Origin of the sequence: Streptomyces venezuelae, from assembly GCF_008642335.1 — a bacterium.
GTDB lineage: Bacteria > Actinomycetota > Actinomycetes > Streptomycetales > Streptomycetaceae > Streptomyces > Streptomyces venezuelae_F.
The window spans coordinates 2905542-2923138 of record NZ_CP029191.1; the positions used below are offsets into that span (position 1 = coordinate 2905542).

The following is a 17597-nucleotide window of genomic DNA, read 5'->3' on the forward strand; positions in this document are numbered from 1 at the left end:
TCGTCGCACTCGCCGAGTTCAATGACTGAACCTCGAAGGGCTCCGCCATGTCCTCCCGCCTCGCCCGCGCCTCCACCGCCTCGGTACCGACCGCTCCGGCACCGGGCGCCCCCACTTCCCCGCCCGGTACCCCGCACGCCGGCACCCCGCACGCCCGCGCCACCCTCGCCGTCACCAGCGCCGCCACGGCCGTGACCCTCATGACGTACACGGCGCCGATGATCACGCTCCCCGACACGGCCGCCGCCCTGCACACCCCGCTCTCCGCCCAGGCCTGGCTGCTCAACGGCACACCGCTCGGTCTCGCCGCGGTGCTCCTCGTCGCGGGGAGCCTCGCCGACGACTACGGCCGGCGGCGCATCTTCCTCTCCGGCACGGTCGCACTCGGCATCACCGCCGTGCTCTCCGCACTCGCCGGCTCGACCTGGCTGTTCACGCTGGCCCGCCTGGCCCAGGGCGCGGCGAGCGCGGCCATCCTCGCGAGCAGCCTCGGCCTGCTCGTGCACGCGTTCCCCGCGGGCGCCGGGCGGATCAGGGCCACCGGCATCTGGGGCGCGTTCGTGAGCGGCGGCATCGCGGCGGGCCCGCCGGTCGCGGGGGCCCTGACGGGAGCGGGCCCGAACGGCTGGCGCTGGGCGTACGCCGCCCTGGGCGCCGCCGCCCTCGCGGTCGCCGCCCTCGCCCCGCGCGCGCTGACCGAGTCCCGCGCCGCACACCGCGGCCGCCCCGACCTGGCGGGCGCGGCCACCCTCGGCCTGGCCCTGACGGCGCTGGTGGCCGCGCTCACCCTCGGGCGGGACGGCTGGCTGCGCGCGCCCGTGGCGGCGCTCCTGGTCGCGGCCGCCGTGCTGCTCACCGCATTCGTGGCGGTGGAACACCGCGTCCGGGCCCCGATGCTCGACCTGACGCTGCTGCGCCGCCCGCTGTTCCTGGCCTCGACGACGGGCGCCCTGTTCACGGGGTTCTCCGTGATCGGCCTGTTCAGCTACCTGCCGACGCTGCTCCAGCACACACTGGGCCTCTCCGTCATGAGCACGGCCTGGCTGCTCGTGATCTGGTCGGGCACGTCCTTCGTGGCGGCGCTGCAGGCCAGGCGGCTCGCGGGCCGGGTCTCGGCCCGCCACCAACTGGCCGTCGGCTTCGCCCTGCACGCCGTCGCCACCGTGACGATGCTGGGCGCGGCGTCCTCGGGCTCCTGGACCCGGCTGCTGCCCGGCCTCCTGGTCTCCGGCGCGGGCAGCGGCCTCCTGAACGCGGCGCTCCCGCTGCTCTCGGTCGAGTCCGTGCCGGCCGAACGTGCCGCGATGGGCTCGGGCGCCAACAACACGGCGCGCTACGTTGGTTCGGCCGCGGGCGTCGCCCTGATGATCGCGGTGTCGACCTCGACGGACGACCTCGCGCACGGCGCGAACCTCGCGACGACGGTCTCGGCCGGCCTCGCCGTGCTCGCGGCGGTCACCGTGCTCCTGCTGCGGGAGCGGCACCGGGACTGACCTCGTCCTCCGAGTCCCCCGCCGGATCACTCGCGAGGACGTCCTCGTCCGGCCGCCCGTCCTCCCGGTCGGCGGGCCCGGCGTACGACACCACGAGCGCGACCACGAGATTCACGGCGAGCGCGACGATTCCCGCGTTGACCCCGAAGACGGGATCGTTGTCGCTGAAGACGAGCGAGCACACGATCCCGACACCCACCACGAGCCCGCTCAACGCACCCACCAGGCTCAACTTCCGCCACACAAGCCCCAGAAGCAGCATGGGTACGAGCTGCGCCATCCCTTCGTACGAGATGAGCGAGAGCCGTACGAGCGTGTTGGGCGCCCCGTACGTCATGGCGAGCGCGAGGGCTCCCGCGACGACGACCACTGCCTGCGAGGCGAGCTTCTGCCGCTGCGGGCTGCGCCACCGGGGCAGCAGCGACAGCACGCTGCTGCCCCACATCGTCCCGATGACCAGCATGAACACGGCCATGGGCACGATGGAGGAGAGCGCGGCGGCGACCCCGATGACGCCGACGGCCCACGCGGGCAGCGAGTCGACGACGAGCTTGAAGAGCGCGAGGTTGGACTCGGCGCCGACGAGCCCCGGCACGACGAAGAGCGCGGCCATGCCGAGCAGCATGGGCACGAAGAGCAGCACGTTGTAGGCGGGCAGCCAGATGGCGTTGCGCCGCAGCCCGTCCGCGCTGCGCGCGCCCAGGTACCCGGCCACAGTGGTCGGGAAAATAACGACAGTGAGCGCGTTGAGCAGCGAGGTCGTCGCGAACCAGGCCTCCCCGTAAGGGCTCCCACCGCTCCCCGGCAACGTCAGCCAGGCACTCTTCTCCTCGACGATCCGGTCGAGGAAGGGCCCGTACCCGTCGAAGTAGTGCTGAGGCACATAGACGGCGAGGAAGGCGAGCGTGCCCACGACGAGCACATCCTTGAGGACGGACACCCACGCGCTGCCCCGCAGCCCACTCACGACGACGAACCCGGTGGTGACCGCGAACCCGATGAAGTAGGCCCAGTTGAGACTGATGGCGCCGTACGAGATCGTCGACACGACGACGCCCATGCCGGTGATCTGCAACTGGATGTACGGCAGCAGGAACACGGTGACGAGCAGCGCGACACCGGCACCGAGCCACGGCCGCCCGTACCGGTGGGCGACCATGTCGGAGATGCTGACGAGCCCGTGCCGGCGGGCGTAGGCCCAGAGCATGGGCCCGACGACGTATCCGACGGCGTACCCGCAGGACATGTAGGCGACGACGTACAACACGGGAGCCCCGTAGTTGTACCCCCACCCGGCGGCCCCCAGATAGCTGAAGCTGGTGTATCCCTCCCCCGCCATCAGCACCCAGATGAAGACGGCCCCGAGGCTGCGCCCGCCCACGGACCACTCGGCGATCCCGCCCTGCTTGCCGCGCCCGCGGACGGCGGCGAGACCGAGGGCGACGGTGCCGGCCATGAAGACGGCGAAGACGGTGGTGGCGATGGCTCCGTCACTCATGACGCACGCTCCTGCCGCTTCTTCCGGCGGTCCCCTCTGTAAGCCATCCACACGCAGAGCGGTGTGAGCACGGTCGCGCACAGCAACCAGAAGAAGAGAAAGGGCAGCCCGAGGACGACGGGCCGTACGCGGTCGGCGAACGGCAGCACGCCGAGGTACAGCACGAAGGGGCCGAGCAGCCAGAGGAGATGGGGACGTCGAGCGATCACGGCCCGACCCTAGTCTCTGCCTCCGGCCTTCCCGGCCAGGCCCGCACTACCTGGGCCGCATGGCCCGGAGCTTCCCCCAGACAACGAGCCGGTACTTGGAGGTGTACTCGGGGGTACAGGTGGTGAGCGTGATGTAGTACCCGGCCCGGCTGTACCCGTACGCCTTCCGCACGTCGCTGCGCGGCACGTCACGTATGACGCCCCCGTCATGGGCGGAGGTCCGCGCCAACGCCTTGTCGACGACGTACGTGTACACGGCCTCCCTGGTCTCCACGCGCACCTCGTCCCCGTTCCGCAGCCGGTTGATGTGCCGGAAGGGCTCGCCGTGGGTGTTGCGGTGCCCGGCGAGCGCGAAGTTGCCGCCCTGGCCGGGCTGGGCGGTACGCGGGTAATGCCCGACGTACCCCTTGTCGAGCACGCCCCCTTTGCTGACCCCTTCGGCGACGGGAACGCGTACGCCGATACGCGGGATGCGGAGGACGGCGTAGGCCTGGTCCCAGCGGGGTGGGGTGGGGCGGGCGGCATGCGGCGCACCCCCGGCGGCGACGCCCGCATCACGCGCGGGCCCCCGCCCGCCGGAGGAATCCCCCTCCCCCGGAAGACCCTCCGACGGGCCCCCTACCCGGGCCCGGTCACCCCCGGAACCCTCCCCGTCCGACCGCCCCCACTCCTCCTCAAGGGCCTCGACCTTGCGCTCGGCGGCGGCGCGGGCCTGCCGGTTGGTCCACCACAGCTGGTGAGCGACGAGAAGAAGCAGGACGACCCCGAGGGTGACGGCGACCTCGGCGACGTTCCACACCAGGCACGCGGCGAGGGACCGGCGGCCCGGCGCTCGCCCCTGCTGAACGACAGGTACCCGTACGCGCACGACGCCTCCTCGCCCCGACGAGGCCGGAATCCCGCCCCGGCCGCCGGGAGGATAGGCGCCGCACCCACAACAATCCATGCCCAGGAATCCAAGGCCGCCACGGCCGACCAGGGCGGGAACCGTACCGACCCTCCTGCACAGGCCCCACTCGGCAGTACCGTGTCCCGTATGCGCCCCGAGAAGCCTGCTGCTGCCGCTGACGTCGACGTCGACCACATCGCCGAAGCCGCGCGCCTGGAACGCACGGCCGACCTGTACCCGGAGGACGCCGAACAGCTCCTCCTCCAGGCCGCGGCCCACCTCGAACTGGCCGGCGCCCGAGACCGCGCGACGAGTCTCTACGACAGCCTCCTCGCCCCCTCGGCCCCACACCCGCCCTCCTCCCCGCTCCTGATCCGCGCCCTGAAGGCGTCGAACCTGTGGGAGTACGGGCACGAGGCGGAGGCGAGGGCGATCATCGACGGAATCCGCGCGGCCGCGCCGCGGGACCCCGCGCCGTGGGTGATCGTGGCGGAGTCCCTCGAATCCCACGACGAGCTGGAACAGGCGCACGCGACCTTCACGGAGGCGGCGACGCTTCTGATCCCCGCCGCGGCGGAGCCCCCCTACTCGACGCACCCGATCCTCTTCGGCCGCCACCGGGTACGGCGCCTCCTGGGCGCGGACCACGACGACTGGGACGCGCTGGCAGACCAGGTCTCCTCGTCCCCGGTCCCGCTGGACGAACTGCACGACCCGAAGCGGGTGTGGTCGCTGGGCTCGGAGAACCCCGCGGAACTGCGGGCCGAAATCGCCCGCATCCAGGCGGAGTTGGGCTCGTACAGGCAGGCCCTGTCCCGCCCCTTCCCGGTGGCGGTCCTCCACTGGCCCGCCCCGGAGCTGACGGAACTCCTGACGGCGTACCCGTCCCTGGCCTCGGAGTACCCGTCCCACGAGGCACACCTGTCGACCATAGAGTCCTCACTGAGGGAACTCGCGGCCTCCGGCACGCCAAACTTGGGCATCGTCACGGGCACGGTCCCGTCCTACGAGGCGTTCGCGGCGTCGGAGGCGTCCTCCCCGGAGGACCCGTCACTCCTCCCCCAGTACGCGACGACGCTGGCAGCGCGGGGGCGGGCGGCGGCTTGGCCGCCGGAGGAGGGGGCCGGGTGTTGGTGTGGGTCGGGACAGACCTACTCATCGTGCCACGGGGACTAGAACATCTCACGAATGAACTGACCATCTTCCCGATAGGCCAGCGAGATCCGCACTGAGGCGAGGAGATCCCTGAGGTCGCTACTAGGGGCCTCAGGGAGCAGGACAGCCAGCTTCGCGTCGCTCTCCTCTATGTGTCGGCGATAGTCGAGCAACTGACCAATTGCTTCTCTTATTGCCTTGCGCGTCGACGAACCCTTTGCCTCGTACAGGACGTTTTCAGTACTGTCGTAGAGATCTGTCCAGAAGGTCGCGGAGTACCCCTCAATGCGTATTCGGTGCCGGAAAACGCTGTGGTCCTGAGCGATGAGGAAGGACTCGTACGCCGTACGCAGGGCAGATTCTCGACGCACAGCCACTCCGGCCGGGGAGGCTGCGCGCCCACCCTCCGCACTCTCATGCCTCTCCGTCGCCGCGAGGGAGCTCTCCGTCTGTGAGGCGACGAAGCGGCGCACGTCCGTCTCTGGTGCAGGGCCTATGCGGTCCTCTTCCCGCCGCTCGTGCTCTCCGATCGGGCGCAGCCTGAAGACAACTACTTCCCTCATTTCGCCCTTCGCGTCCTTCGCCCTGCGAAAGGTGAAGGGCTCGACCTCATCGAGGGCGAACTCCCCTACGTACCGCTGCCACACAGCGCCGCTACCCGCCCTCCTTCCGGCGGCAACAAAGAGATGCAACCTCTTACCTCTGCCAACGTGATTGGCCACGGTGCCGTTGTTCCCGGCCAGCGTCTGGTTCCCCAGTCGCCCTTGACCCGTGTACTCGAAGATCGCTCCCCACTCGTCTTCTTCCGCCAGCCAGCCATCCCGGTAGCCGTTCTCTGCCGCCTTGCTGTCGTCGGAGAACAGGCGGACGTGCTCGTTGCCCCGGGAGGAGATGATTCCTCCCTGAATACCCCCGCCGTACCTCGCCTTGAGGTCAGCACGACTCACAACATCGCCAGGATTGATCGTCCATTCGGTCATGTTCGGACGGTACAAGTCACCACTGACACAGGCGGGTGCACACCGCCCTCAGGCAACTCGGTCGCTCCTGTTATGACTTGTGCTGAGGGCACCGTTTGCCGTCTGAGACCAGAGGAGTCGTCGTGGCGGAGCCGCACCGTAGCGAGCAACCAGCAGGGGTGTACGAGAAGGTCGTGACTCTAGGCCTCCGGAGCGACCTCGATCGTCTAGAAGCCGCAGGTTGGAAGGCCATCGACGCCGAGGTCAGCGAGGAGTCCTCGCCCCATGTGCTTGCTCGCCATCTCAGTACAGCCATCGAGCACCGACTCAGCCAACTCCCGCACGACAAGCGTGTTGCCGCGGCCAACCGGCTCATGGAGACCTTGGAGACGGTCGCACCAGATGTCGACACCACCTCAGCGATGGGACTCATCACTGATGGCCCCCGCCAGCTCCTTGCGCTCGCCGAGCAGGAAGCCGCAGGTGTCTACAGCATTCGCCCACTGACTCCGCTCTCCGAGACGGCGCTCATCACCAACTCGCCTGAAGACCCCAGTCTCGGAGCAGAGCTTCGGGCTGAGCTGGCAACCGCTGATCGCATTGACCTGCTCTGCGCCTTCGTGAAGTGGTACGGCATCCGCGTCCTTGAAGACTCTCTGCGGGCCGCAGCCGAGCGTGGCGTTCCGATCCGCGTGATCACCACGACGTACATCGGTGCCACCGACCGCGCTGCGCTCGACCGTCTCGTCCGGGACTTCGGGGCCGAAGTGAAGGTCAACTATGAGATCCGCTCGACACGTCTACACGCCAAGGCCTGGCTCTTCCGACGCAACACTGGCTTCGACACGGCGTACGTAGGCAGCTCAAACCTCTCCAAGGCCGCCCTACTAGACGGGCTGGAGTGGAATGTGCGCCTATCAGCGATCGCCACGCCGGCCGTCCTGAATAAGTTCGAGGCGACCTTCGATGCGTACTGGAACGACATCGCCTTCGAAACCTACGTCCCCGACCGCGACGGCGCGCGACTCGACATCGCCCTTCGCCAGGCTGGTGGAACCGGACGCGGCGAGGACATACAGATCAACCTGTCTGGCCTTGAAGTGCGCCCATACCCTCACCAGCAGGACATGCTGGAACGCCTGGAGATCGAGCGGGAGTTGAGAGGAAGACACGAGAACCTTCTGGTCGCTGCCACTGGCACTGGCAAGACCGTCATGGCCGCCATCGACTACCGAAATCTACGGAAGAAGTCGGGCGGCAAGCTCCCTCGCCTCCTGTTCCTCGCACACCGCCAGGAGATCCTGCGACAGTCACTGCGCACATATCGCGAGGTACTGGATGATGCTTCCTTCGGCGAACTGCTCTTCAGCGGCGAGCAGCCCAGCGACTGGAATCATGTCTTCGCTAGCGTTCAGTCACTGAAGGCCGACCGTTTGGAGCAGCTCGATCCTGAGCAATTCGACGTAATCGTCATTGACGAGTTCCACCATGCAGCAGCAGACACATACGAACGAATCATCAAACACTTCAAGCCAGGCCAGCTACTCGGCCTTACCGCGACGCCCGAGAGGGCTGACGGTCGCAATGTGCAAGATCTCTACTTCGATGGGCACATTGCCGCTGAGATGCGCCTTTGGGAGGCACTAGAGAATGATCTCCTGTGCCCCTTCCACTACTTCGGAGTCCCCGATGGCACCGACCTAACCCAGCTCAACTGGTCGTCAGGCACCTATGACGTGAATGAACTCGGGAACCTCTACACCGCCGATAACGCCCGGGCCCGCATCGTTATCAAGCAGGTGCAAGACAAGGTATCTGACCCATCCTCGATGCGCGCTCTCGGCTTCTGCGTCAACAGAAAGCACGCACATTTCATGGCACGGGTCTTCCGCGAAGCGGGGTTCCAGGCTGTTGCCCTCGATAGCGAGTCGCGGACCGAGGAACGCAAGACTGCGCTTGACCAGCTACGCAGGGGCGATATCCAAATTATCTTCTCAGTGGATTTGTTCAACGAGGGGTTGGACATTCCTGATGTCGATACGCTGCTCCTGTTGCGCCCCACCAATAGCGCGACGGTGTTCCTCCAACAACTGGGGCGCGGACTCCGCCGCACCGAAACGAAGCCAGTTCTCACTGTTCTCGACTTCATTGGCCAGCACCGCAAGGAGTTCCGGTTCGAGGAGCAGTTCCGTGCCCTCACTAATCTCTCCCGGAATCGCCTTTTGGAGCATGCGGAACACGACTTCCCCCAACTACCTTCCGGATGTCAGATCATTTTGGAGGGGAAGTCAAAGGACCTTGTGATCGAGAATATTCGCACGCAAATCAAGGCGAACATTCAGGTCCTCGCGAGAGAAGCCAGGGACTATGCAGCACCAGAGTTGAAGAAGTACCTGAAGGAGAGTCGCCGCGAGATCAAGGAGCTGTATAAGAACAGCAACTCGTGGTCGACAGTCCTCCGCCGTGCTGGCCTCCTCGACGAAGCCATGCAGCCCGGCGAGGAAGAGCTACTCAAGCGTGTCCACGCCTTCTTGCACGTAGACGACCCGGAGCGTGCACAGACGTACCTTCAGTTGCTCGCTGACGATGCACCTGACTACGCCGAGTTGAGCCCGCGCGAACAGGGCTACGCACGGATGTTGTTCTTCAACCTGTGGGACAAGGCCGGTGGCTTCTCCAGCTACAGCGACGGGCTCAATTCCTTGCGCAGCCAGAGCGCTTTCCGCAGTGAGCTCAGCCAGGTCATTGAGTACGTCATCGGCACGGCCGACCACTTTCCGATCAGCCCAGAGGGCCCCCACGCAGATCTGCCGTTGAAGATCCATAGTGCCTACAATCGGTCCGAGGTTCTTGCAGCCCTCGGTATCGCGAAGTTCGGTGGTCAGATGCCCGGCGCCTTTGCTCAGGGAGTGGTCTGGGCCCCTGAGTACGAGTCGGACACGCTGCTCATCACGTTGGAGAAGAACGAGAAGGACTTCTCCCCAACGGTCCGCTACAAGGACTACGCGCTCAGCCCGAAGATCTTCCACTGGGAGTCGCAGAGCACCACGTCTGAGCACTCACCCACGGGGCTTCGCTATCAGCAACATGTAGAGCGTGGCAGCCACGTCCTTCTGTTCATGCGCCGCTACAAGGACACCGACATCGGCAAGCCTCAGCCTTGGATGTTCTTGGGCCCTGCTAAGTACCGCACGCACAAGGGAAGTAGGCCGATGGCTATCGAGTGGGAGCTCCAGTACGAGCTCCCAGCCGATGTCTTCACCTACTCCAAGGTTGCGCCCTCGTAAGGCTGACTGAAGCCAGTGCCGCCTCTGCTCTCACCACCGGTCAGGCGACCTTGATCTCGGTCTCAAAGCGGGTCTGCGCGCAGTTGAGGGCATCGTCCGGGTCATGCCCGTGGGCGTACAGCCAATGGAGGATGTCGGCGATCATCTCGATCGCCGGCATCCGGCCTGCAATGGCGACAGCAGCTCCGTACGGCGAGCTCAGGTTCGCCCTCAGTTCACACCAGGTCACTTTTCCGTCTGCCCGCGGTTGGACGCCCCATCGGTCAGCCACCGCATCCACCAAGGCCAACCCGCGCCCTGACTCCGCCTCGCCGAGCTGCGGCATCCACTGCGTGCCCGAGAGAAGAGTTGGCAGCGCCTTAGCGTCCGGGTCCTGGACCTCGATGCGCAGGTAGGTATCCCTCATGGCTACTGCCAGGCGGGTCGGTGTACCGACGCCTACGTGGGTGACGACGTTGGTCACCAATTCGGTCACGCACAGCTGAGCTGCATCCACGAGCTCGTGGAGCCCCCAAACTCCCAGATGCAGACGGAGCAGCCGACGCAACGCCGCCACCTCCTCCGGCGCTGCGAGGAAGGCGAGCTCCCACGGCTTGCGCTGCATGCAATCTTCCTGAATCACGTACGTCTCCTCTCCATCGAGGATCGCGCGCTCACGGCGTCGCAACTGCCCTGGTCACCAGGCCGGTTGCGCGCCCAGTAGCGCCTCTGCGTGCCTCACAGAGTGGCTTGCACACATCCCGAGATGCAATGTGCACGGCGAGAATCACGCGATGGAGTGATTGGCAAGCGCGCCTCTCGCCATGAAGACTGTGGCGAGCTAACGAGGAGGTGCCGGAATGGCAGGGTCCCCTACAGCGCGGCGTCGTCGTCTCTCCATCGAGCTGAAGAAGCTGCGCGAGGCAAATGAGTTCACATGCGCGCAGGTTGGGGCCGCCCTCGACTGGAGCGGCTCCAAGGTGAACCGCATGGAGACCGGTCACGGCCGCGTTCAGACATCCGATGTCGACGCTCTGTGCCGGTTCTACGAAACCAGCGACGAGATGCGGGAGTTTCTAAAATCCCTCGCCAAACAGGCGCGAACGAAGGGGTGGTGGCAGCAGCACGCCGGGGGCATTCCCGAGTGGTTCAACATCTACATCGGCCTCGAACAGGAAGCCTCCTCCTTCCGCCAGTATCAGGTTGAAATGATCCCGGGCCTTCTACAGATCCCTGAATACGTCCGCGAGCTGTACACCTGCAGTCACGGGATCTCGGAAGAAAACGTCGAACGGGCGATCCGGGTACGCCTGGAGCGGCAGAGCCTCCTGAGAAGCGCAGACGCACCCGACGCCTGGTTCGTCATCCATGAGGCAGCGCTTCGGAACATCATCGGCGAACGACCGCTGATGCGCATGCAGTTGGACCAGCTAGTGGAGGACATGAGGCTGCCCTCGGTCACCGTGCAGATCTTGCCCTTCGGCTCCGGCGTCTACCCAATGACCGGCCCCTTCACCATGCTGGGCTTCCCAGATCCGGAGGATCCAGACATCGTCTACCGCGATGGCATCACGGATGCGGTTTACCTGGAGGGGGAGCATCATGTGCGCCAGTACACCCGTGCCTTCGACGATCTGCGCGCGGTCGCATTGAGCCCCTTGCAGTCGTCCCAGCTGATTCAGTCGATCCTGAAGGAATACACGCGATGAGCACCGGCGACACCACCCCGCACCTCCCAGCCGACCTCGCCTGGTTCACGTCCTCATACAGCAATAACGCGGGCGGTGAATGCGTCGAGTGCGCCCAGACTTCTGCGGCCGTCTACGTCCGGGACTCCAAGCGAGGGCCCGATGGCCCTGCCCTTGCCGTGCGCCGCGATGCCTGGTCCCGCTTCGTGGCGTCCGGCATCGGCGGTAGGTGAGGCTCCCCTCCCTAACCCCGGCCATGAAGTGCCGTAAGGCCACTCGCTTCTCGACCAGTGTCGCGCCTCCACGCCTTGAGTAAAGGGCGCTCCGCTACGCTGCGCGTCGGCTGCGCCGATTCCGCTTCGCTCCACCCTTGACTCAAGGCGTTCCAGCGCGCGTAAGAAGCGAGCGAGCGGCCGGATGGGCGGGGGCCTCGCCCTCGCAGGTCGGGGGTGTCGCGTTGAGTCGGCGACTGCCGCTCATGATTGGGCGCGTTCCGCTGCGCCGGGCACGCCGGGTCTCGTCAAGCGACTACCGACCGGTGCAAGCCGTGGGCAGACGTGACTCCTGCCCCATTACGCCCATCTGGTACCACTGTGACCGCTGCCAACTCAGGAGGCGGCACGCCGCGATGCCGTAAGACGCCGCACGAGAAGGAGAACCCTTGCCCTACGCCCCCGAGCAAGAACACGACCGCGCGTTCCTGGAGCAAGCCGTCGCCCAGTCCCGGCGCTCCCTCGGTCCCGATACCACCAAGAAGCCCTTCGGGGCCGTCGTCGTCGTGGGTGGGGAAGTCGTCGGGGTCGGGAGTAATTGCGTCGTCGAGGACTGTGACCCGACCGCTCATGCCGAGGTCGTGGCGTTGCGGGACGCGGGGCGGCGGCTTGGGACGTATCTCCTGGAAGGGGCCACTCTTTACTCCAGTTGTGAGCCCTGTCCCATGTGTCTCACCGCCTGTTACTGGGCGGGGATCAGTCGGCTCGTCTACGCCGCCGACCGGCACGACGCCGCCCGCAACGGGCATCCCGACCTGCAGTTCTATCGGGAGCTCGCGTTGCCCAACGGGGAGCGCGGGTTGTTGGACGAGGTGCCCGTCGACGGGAGCGTCCGGTCCGCCGCCGTCGGCGTGCTCGCCGAGTGGGCCGCCGCGCAGCCCGAGCCCGTGGAGCCGAAGCTCTGAGGGTGCCGGTCGGTGGCCCGGCGGCCCGCGTTAGCCTCGCCCATAGGCAAGACAACATGGACTTATTACCGGAGAGGCGGATCAATCATGGCGAGGATTCCCGCGGCTGTCGTGGCTGTGAGTGGGCTGGTCGGGGGGTACGCCACCGCGCGGGCCACCAAGAAGCGGCCCCTTGGTGGGGTCGTGCTCGGTGCCGCCGGCGTCGTTGCCGCTCGGCAGTGGCACGAAGTCGCCGGCGCCAAGACCGCCGCCGCGCTCACCGTCGCTTACCTCGCCGGCTTCGGCGGGTCCCATCCCCTCGCCAAGAAAGTGGGCGCCTGGCCCGCGGTACTCGGGGTCGCCGGTGGCGTCGGGCTCGCCTCCTGGGTGCTCGCCGACCGCCAGAGGTAGGGAAGAGGGAAGGGAGAGGCCGGGGGGCTAGCGCGGGGCTTCTTCGGCCTCCGGGCGGCCCCGCAGTCGCCTCGCCACCATCGCCGTCACCAGCGTCCCCGCCCCGAACAGGAGCGTGAAGGCCGCCCACGCCAGCGGCCATACCTGCGCGTCCTGCGTGGGGTGCGAGTCGAACGAGACGTACATCAGCGTCGTGGGCGGGGCCGCCACCACGAGCAGCGTCCACACCGGGCGGTCCCGTACGCCGAAGTAGGCCGCCAGGGAGACGAGCAGGACGGTCAGAAGCGTGATGCCCGTGGCCGTCACCGGTGTCGTCTCGTGGAGTGACCCCGGCGTCTCCGGGCGGTTGCGCAGGTCCCACGGGAGGCACACCAGGTACGCCCCGGCCGCCAGTGCCGCGCCGAGTACGCGGGTCGCGTACCTGGGCAGCGGGGCCGTCTGCCGGAGCGGGCTCAGGCGACGGATAGGGCTCAGGCGACGGATAGGGCGCAGGCTGGGGCTCGGTATCGCGGTCATGTGTACGACCGTGCCGGTCGGCGGCAGGGTGCGACAGAGTACGCATACTCATACGTCCGTCCGCTACCGGCCTCGGGCGCCCCTGAACGTCGACCTGTACACCCCCGGCGCCACCCCCACCCCCGCCACAAAGTGCTGCCTCAGCGACGCCGCCGTCCCGAAACCAGCCTCCGTCGCCACGCGGTCCACCGTGTGGTCCGTGGATTCGAGGAGTTCCCGCGCGCGGTCGACCCTCCGCTGCGTCAGCCACCGCATCGGCGTCAGGCCCGTCTCCTCGCGGAAGCGGCGGTTGAACGTGCGTACGCTCATCGAGGCGTACGCCGCCAGCTCCGCCAGCGTCAACGGAGTGGCCAAGCGCTCCTCCGCCCACGCCCGCGCCGCGCTCGTCGTCGACGCCGACTCCCGGACCGGGACCGGGCGTTGGATGTACTGCGCCTGGCCGCCCTCCCTGTGCGGCGGCACCACCGTGCGGCGTGCCACGTCCGCCGCCACCGCCGCGCCGTGGTCCTCGCGGATCATGTGCAGGCACAGGTCCACGCCCGCCGCCTCCCCCGCCGACGTGAGGATGCGGCCCTCGTCCACATAGAGGACATCCGGGTCCACCGTCACGGACGGGAACGTGCGGGCGAACAAGTCCGTCGAGAGCCAGTGTGTCGTCGCTCTGCGGCCGTCCAGCAGGCCCGCCGCCGCCAGCACGAACGCCCCCGTACAGATCGAGGCGAGGCGAGTGCGGGACTCCGGCGCCGCCGCCGCGTCCAGCGCCCGCGCCAGCGGAGCCGCCAGGCCACCCGGCGTCAGCGACTCGTCCTCCTCGTGCGACGCCGGGATCAGCACCGTGTCCGCCCACTCCAGCGCCTCCGGGCCGTGCTGCGCGCCGACCGGGAAGTCCGCGGCCGTGCGGACGAGGCCGGGGCCGGACAGCGCGCACGTCCGTACCTCGTACAGCCGCTCCCCCGCGGAGGTCGAGCTCCTCGCCGCGCCGAACAGCTGGTGCACCAGGCCCAGTTCCATCGGCAGCACGCCGTCCCGGACGAGGACCGCCACACGGTGCGCATCATCCGATACAGGCACTCCAGGTCACTCCGCCGCCGACAACGGCTTCGCGATGTCCTCCAGCGACCTCCGCTCCGCGTTCACCGCCAGCGCCGCCGCCACCAGACCCGCCGCGCACATCAGGCCCGCCCCGATCTGGAACGCGAGGACCGTGTCGCCGACCACGCCCGACTCCGTCAGCTCGGCGAACAGGAGCGGGCCGCTGATGCCGCCCGCCGCCGTGCCGATCGCGTAGAAGAAGGCGATGGCCATCGCGCGGGTCTCCATCGGGAAGATCTCCGAGACCGTCAGATACGCGCTGCTCGCTCCCGCCGATGCGAAGAACAGGACCACGCACCAGCACGCCGTGAGCGTCGTCGCGGTCAGCGAGCCGCGGTCGAAGAGCCAGGCCGTGGCGAAGAGGAGGAGGCCGGAGAGGATGTACGTCGACGAGATCATTATCCGGCGGCCGACCGTGTCGAAGAGCTTGCCGAGGAAGAGCGGGCCGAGGAAGTTGCCGGCGGCGATGACGGCGAAGTAGTAGCCCGTGTTGCCGGACGGGACGTCGAAGAACGTGGTCAGGATCGCGCCGAAGCCGAAGGTGATCGCGTTGTAGAGGAACGCCTGGCCGATGAAGAGCGACAGGCCCAGGATCGAACGCTTCGGGTATTCGCGGAAGACCGTCTTCGCGATCAGGCCGAAGCCGATGCTCTTGCGCTGGTGGATGGTGATCTCGTGGTCGGGGGGCGGGAGGCGTTCGCCCTTCTCCGACTCGATTTCGCGTTCCACCGATGTGACCAGGCGCTCCGCCTCCTCCCCGTGACCGTGGATGAACTGCCAGCGCGGGCTCTCCGGCACGTGTCGGCGTACGAGCAGGATCACCAGGCCGAGTACGACGCCGAGGGCGAAGGTGAGCCGCCAGCCGAGGTCCTTGGGGAAGATGCTCGTGTTGAGCATGACGACGGAGAGCAGTGAGCCGCCGATCGCGCCCAGCCAGTAGCTGCCGTTGATGATCAGGTCGACGCGGCCGCGGTACTTGGACGGGATCAGCTCGTCGATCGCCGAGTTGATGGCCGCGTACTCGCCGCCGATACCGAAGCCCGTCAGGAAGCGGAAGAGGAAGAACCACCAGGCGTCGAAGGAGAGTGCCGTGAGGGCGGTGGCGGCGAGGTACACGGCCAGGGTGACCATGAAGAGCTTCTTGCGGCCGAACTTGTCCGTCATGCGGCCGAAGAAGAGCGCGCCCGCGCAGGCCCCCGCCACGTAGAGGGCCGCCGCCGTGCCGGTGACCTGGGCGGAGCTGATCGCCAGGCCGCTGCCCTCCTCGGAGAGGCGGCTCGCGATGTTGCCGACGGTGGTGACTTCCAGGCCGTCCAGGATCCAGACCGTGCCGAGGCCGATCACGATCATCCAGTGCCAGCGGGACCAGGGCAGCCGGTCCAGGCGGGCGGGGACCGCTGTGGTGACGGTGTTCTCCGCGCTCTGCGCGGGCGGCGGCTTGGGAGGCGTGGACGACGCGGTCATGGCGGGTGACTCCTTCCGCTGCAGCCACGTCGCCGGGGGCAGAGCACGGACGACGGCCGCCTCGACGTCGAGGGGCTCCTCCAGAGTGCCCAGCGAACCTCCGTTCACGCACGCTGAACTGCGCCTACGCGTCTACGCGCCTACGCCCCCAGCAGCCGCGACACCGTATAGATCGCAAGGCCCGCCAGCGAGCCGACCACCGTGCCGTTGATGCGGATGAACTGCAGGTCGCGGCCGATGTGCGCCTCGATCTTCTTCGAGGTGTGCTCGGCGTCCCAGCCCGCCACCGTGTCGCTGATGAGCGAGGTGATCTCGTCGCGGTACGTCGTCACCACGTACACCGCCGCGCCCTCCACCCAGCCGTCCACCTTCTGCTGGAGCCGCGCGTCGTTCGCCATCCGCGCACCGAGCGACAGCAGCGAGGCCCGCACGCGCAGGCGCAGCTCGCTGCGCTCGTCCTCCGCCGCGGCGACGATCATCGCGCGCACGGCCGACCAGGCGGAGGCGATGAGGTCCTGGACCTCATCGCGTCCGAGGACCTCCCGCTTCAGCCGCTCCACGCGCTCCCGCGTGTCCGAGTCGGACTGCAGGTCGGCGGCGAAGTCGGCGAGGAATCGGTCCACGGCGCCGCGCGCCGGGTGGCCCGGCATGTCCCGCATCTCGGTGACGAAGCGGAGCAGTTCCTTGTAGACCCGCTCGCCGACCCGCTTGTCGACGAACTTCGGGGTCCAGCCGGGCGCCCCGCCCTGCACCGCGTCCATCACCGAGTCGCCGTGCTCCACCAGCCAGTCGTGCGCCCGTACGCAGACCAGGTCCACGACCCGCTTGTGGCCGCCGTCCGCGACCACCTTCTCCAGCATCTTCCCCATGCCGGGGGCGATCTCCTGGGCGTCCGCGCGGCGCGTGATCGCCTCGCCGACGACGGCCTGCACGTCGGAGTCGCGCAGGACGGTCAGGGCGCCGCGCAGGGCCGTCGCGAGCTCGGCCGTCACCCGGTCCGCGTGCGCCGGCTCGGCGAGCCAGGCACCCAGGCGGCCCGCGATGCCGACGGCGTGCAGACGGTCGCGTACGACGTCGGCGGAGAGGAAGTTCTCCCCCACGAAGTCGCCCAGCGAGGCGCCCAGCTGGTCCTTCTTGTTCGGGATGATCGCCGTGTGCGGGATGGGCAGGCCCAGCGGGTGGCGGAACAGCGCGGTCACCGCGAACCAGTCGGCCAGCGCGCCGACCATGCCCGCCTCGGCGGCCGCGGCCACGTAACCCGCCCAGGGGCCCGCGCCGGAGTGCTGCGCCCACTTCGCCAGTACGTAGACGACGGCGACGAAGACGAGCAGGCCCGTCGCCGTGATCTTCATACGGCGGACGCCGCGCCGCTTCTCCTCGTCGGCGGGGCTGTAGGTGAGGCCGCCTGGGGCCCGGGGCGCGCGCGGCTCCCGCACCGCTGCCTTTAGGCCATCCGTGGAACCGACCCCCGTGCTTCCTGCCGGGGCGTCCGGTGCGGCCCGGAGCGCCCGGCTTGCGGCGCCACCCCCGCGGGCATGCTCATCGCCGTGCACCTCAGCCGGTTCCTCCGCATTTGCGCGTTCCACTCGCTCCACCTGGTCCGTTCACCTAGTAGCCGTCCGTACCGTTCCCCTGTCCTGCGTCCCGTCCTCTGTCCCGATTGTCCCCATCGACTGTGTCCTACGCCCCTTCCTGACCTACTCCTGGAACGCCCGACAAGTTCCCGGCGTCTCACTGGACGGAGGGGGGCAGTGTCGGCCGCCTCACGGCCCATGCCGCATCATGGGGTGATCACACCGGA

Annotated in this window: 16 protein-coding genes; 7 read left to right on the plus strand and 9 right to left on the minus strand. The window is 68.0% G+C overall.

Annotation, left to right across the window (positions count from 1 at the left end; translation table 11 throughout):
• Window positions 1–47: 47 nt before the first annotated feature.
• Window positions 48–1493, plus strand: coding sequence for an MFS transporter (locus DEJ49_RS12985; RefSeq protein WP_150184287.1), 1446 nt, complete (start codon window positions 48–50; stop codon window positions 1491–1493).
• Here DEJ49_RS12985 and DEJ49_RS12990 read toward each other — a convergent pair.
• The 3 genes from DEJ49_RS12990 to DEJ49_RS13000 are packed head-to-tail and all read right to left on the minus strand — an operon-like array spanning window position 1456 to window position 4068.
• A complete protein-coding gene (locus tag DEJ49_RS12990) occupies window positions 1456–2991 on the minus strand; it encodes a sodium:solute symporter (protein WP_150184288.1) in 1536 nt (511 codons plus the stop codon). The two genes, DEJ49_RS12985 and DEJ49_RS12990, sit on opposite strands and share 38 nt — an antisense overlap.
• Window positions 2988–3200, minus strand: coding sequence for a DUF3311 domain-containing protein (locus DEJ49_RS12995; protein WP_150184289.1), 213 nt, complete (start codon window positions 3198–3200; stop codon window positions 2988–2990). Before DEJ49_RS12995 ends, DEJ49_RS12990 begins: the two co-directional genes overlap by 4 nt.
• A 46-nt stretch (window positions 3201–3246) precedes the next feature.
• On the minus strand, window positions 3247–4068 hold the full coding sequence (locus DEJ49_RS13000) for a class E sortase (protein WP_223832812.1): 822 nt from the start codon (window positions 4066–4068) through the stop codon (window positions 3247–3249).
• A 168-nt stretch (window positions 4069–4236) separates the two neighbouring features.
• Here DEJ49_RS13000 and DEJ49_RS13005 point away from each other — a divergent pair, with 168 nt between their 5' ends.
• Window positions 4237–5265: an SEC-C domain-containing protein gene (locus tag DEJ49_RS13005; protein ID WP_150184291.1), complete on the plus strand. Its 1029-nt coding sequence runs from the start codon at window positions 4237–4239 to the stop codon at window positions 5263–5265.
• On the opposite strand, the gene DEJ49_RS13010 is transcribed toward DEJ49_RS13005, so the two are convergent.
• Window positions 5262–6224 (minus strand): hypothetical protein, encoded by a 963-nt coding sequence (locus tag DEJ49_RS13010; protein WP_150184292.1) that lies wholly within the window; start codon window positions 6222–6224, stop codon window positions 5262–5264. The two genes, DEJ49_RS13005 and DEJ49_RS13010, sit on opposite strands and share 4 nt — an antisense overlap.
• 122 nt (window positions 6225–6346) lie before the next feature.
• Between DEJ49_RS13010 and DEJ49_RS13015 the strand changes: the two genes are divergently transcribed.
• Window positions 6347–9490, plus strand: coding sequence for a DUF3427 domain-containing protein (locus DEJ49_RS13015; protein ID WP_150184293.1), 3144 nt, complete (start codon window positions 6347–6349; stop codon window positions 9488–9490).
• A gap of 40 nt (window positions 9491–9530) precedes the next feature.
• Here the strand turns inward: DEJ49_RS13015 and DEJ49_RS13020 are convergent, their stop codons facing one another.
• Window positions 9531–10094, minus strand: coding sequence for an ATP-binding protein (locus tag DEJ49_RS13020; RefSeq protein WP_150188192.1), 564 nt, complete (start codon window positions 10092–10094; stop codon window positions 9531–9533).
• A 235-nt stretch (window positions 10095–10329) separates the two neighbouring features.
• Between DEJ49_RS13020 and DEJ49_RS13025 the strand changes: the two genes are divergently transcribed.
• The 4 genes from DEJ49_RS13025 (at window position 10330) to DEJ49_RS13040 (ending at window position 12724) form a co-directional block, all read left to right on the plus strand.
• Window positions 10330–11178: a helix-turn-helix domain-containing protein gene (locus tag DEJ49_RS13025; RefSeq protein WP_150184294.1), complete on the plus strand. Its 849-nt coding sequence runs from the start codon at window positions 10330–10332 to the stop codon at window positions 11176–11178.
• Window positions 11175–11390, plus strand: coding sequence for a DUF397 domain-containing protein (locus tag DEJ49_RS13030; protein ID WP_150184295.1), 216 nt, complete (start codon window positions 11175–11177; stop codon window positions 11388–11390). The genes DEJ49_RS13025 and DEJ49_RS13030 overlap by 4 nt, the downstream gene beginning before the upstream one ends.
• A 428-nt stretch (window positions 11391–11818) precedes the next feature.
• A complete protein-coding gene (locus DEJ49_RS13035; RefSeq protein WP_150184296.1) occupies window positions 11819–12334 on the plus strand; it encodes a nucleoside deaminase in 516 nt (171 codons plus the stop codon).
• 87 nt (window positions 12335–12421) lie between these two features.
• Window positions 12422–12724: a hypothetical protein gene (locus DEJ49_RS13040; RefSeq protein WP_150184297.1), complete on the plus strand. Its 303-nt coding sequence runs from the start codon at window positions 12422–12424 to the stop codon at window positions 12722–12724.
• A 27-nt stretch (window positions 12725–12751) separates the two neighbouring features.
• Here the strand turns inward: DEJ49_RS13040 and DEJ49_RS13045 are convergent, their stop codons facing one another.
• The 4 genes from DEJ49_RS13045 to DEJ49_RS13060 all read right to left on the minus strand — a co-directional run bounded on the left by DEJ49_RS13045 (window position 12752) and on the right by DEJ49_RS13060 (window position 17232).
• Window positions 12752–13240: a hypothetical protein gene (locus DEJ49_RS13045; RefSeq protein WP_190329338.1), complete on the minus strand. Its 489-nt coding sequence runs from the start codon at window positions 13238–13240 to the stop codon at window positions 12752–12754.
• A 63-nt stretch (window positions 13241–13303) separates the two neighbouring features.
• Window positions 13304–14251, minus strand: a complete 948-nt coding sequence (locus tag DEJ49_RS13050; protein ID WP_150188195.1) for a GlxA family transcriptional regulator — start codon at window positions 14249–14251, stop codon at window positions 13304–13306.
• Between the two features lie 66 nt (window positions 14252–14317).
• Window positions 14318–15796: an MFS transporter gene (locus DEJ49_RS13055; RefSeq protein ID WP_150188194.1), complete on the minus strand. Its 1479-nt coding sequence runs from the start codon at window positions 15794–15796 to the stop codon at window positions 14318–14320.
• Between the two features lie 140 nt (window positions 15797–15936).
• Window positions 15937–17232, minus strand: a complete 1296-nt coding sequence (locus tag DEJ49_RS13060; RefSeq protein ID WP_223832814.1) for a DUF445 domain-containing protein — start codon at window positions 17230–17232, stop codon at window positions 15937–15939.
• Window positions 17233–17597: the final 365 nt, after the last annotated feature.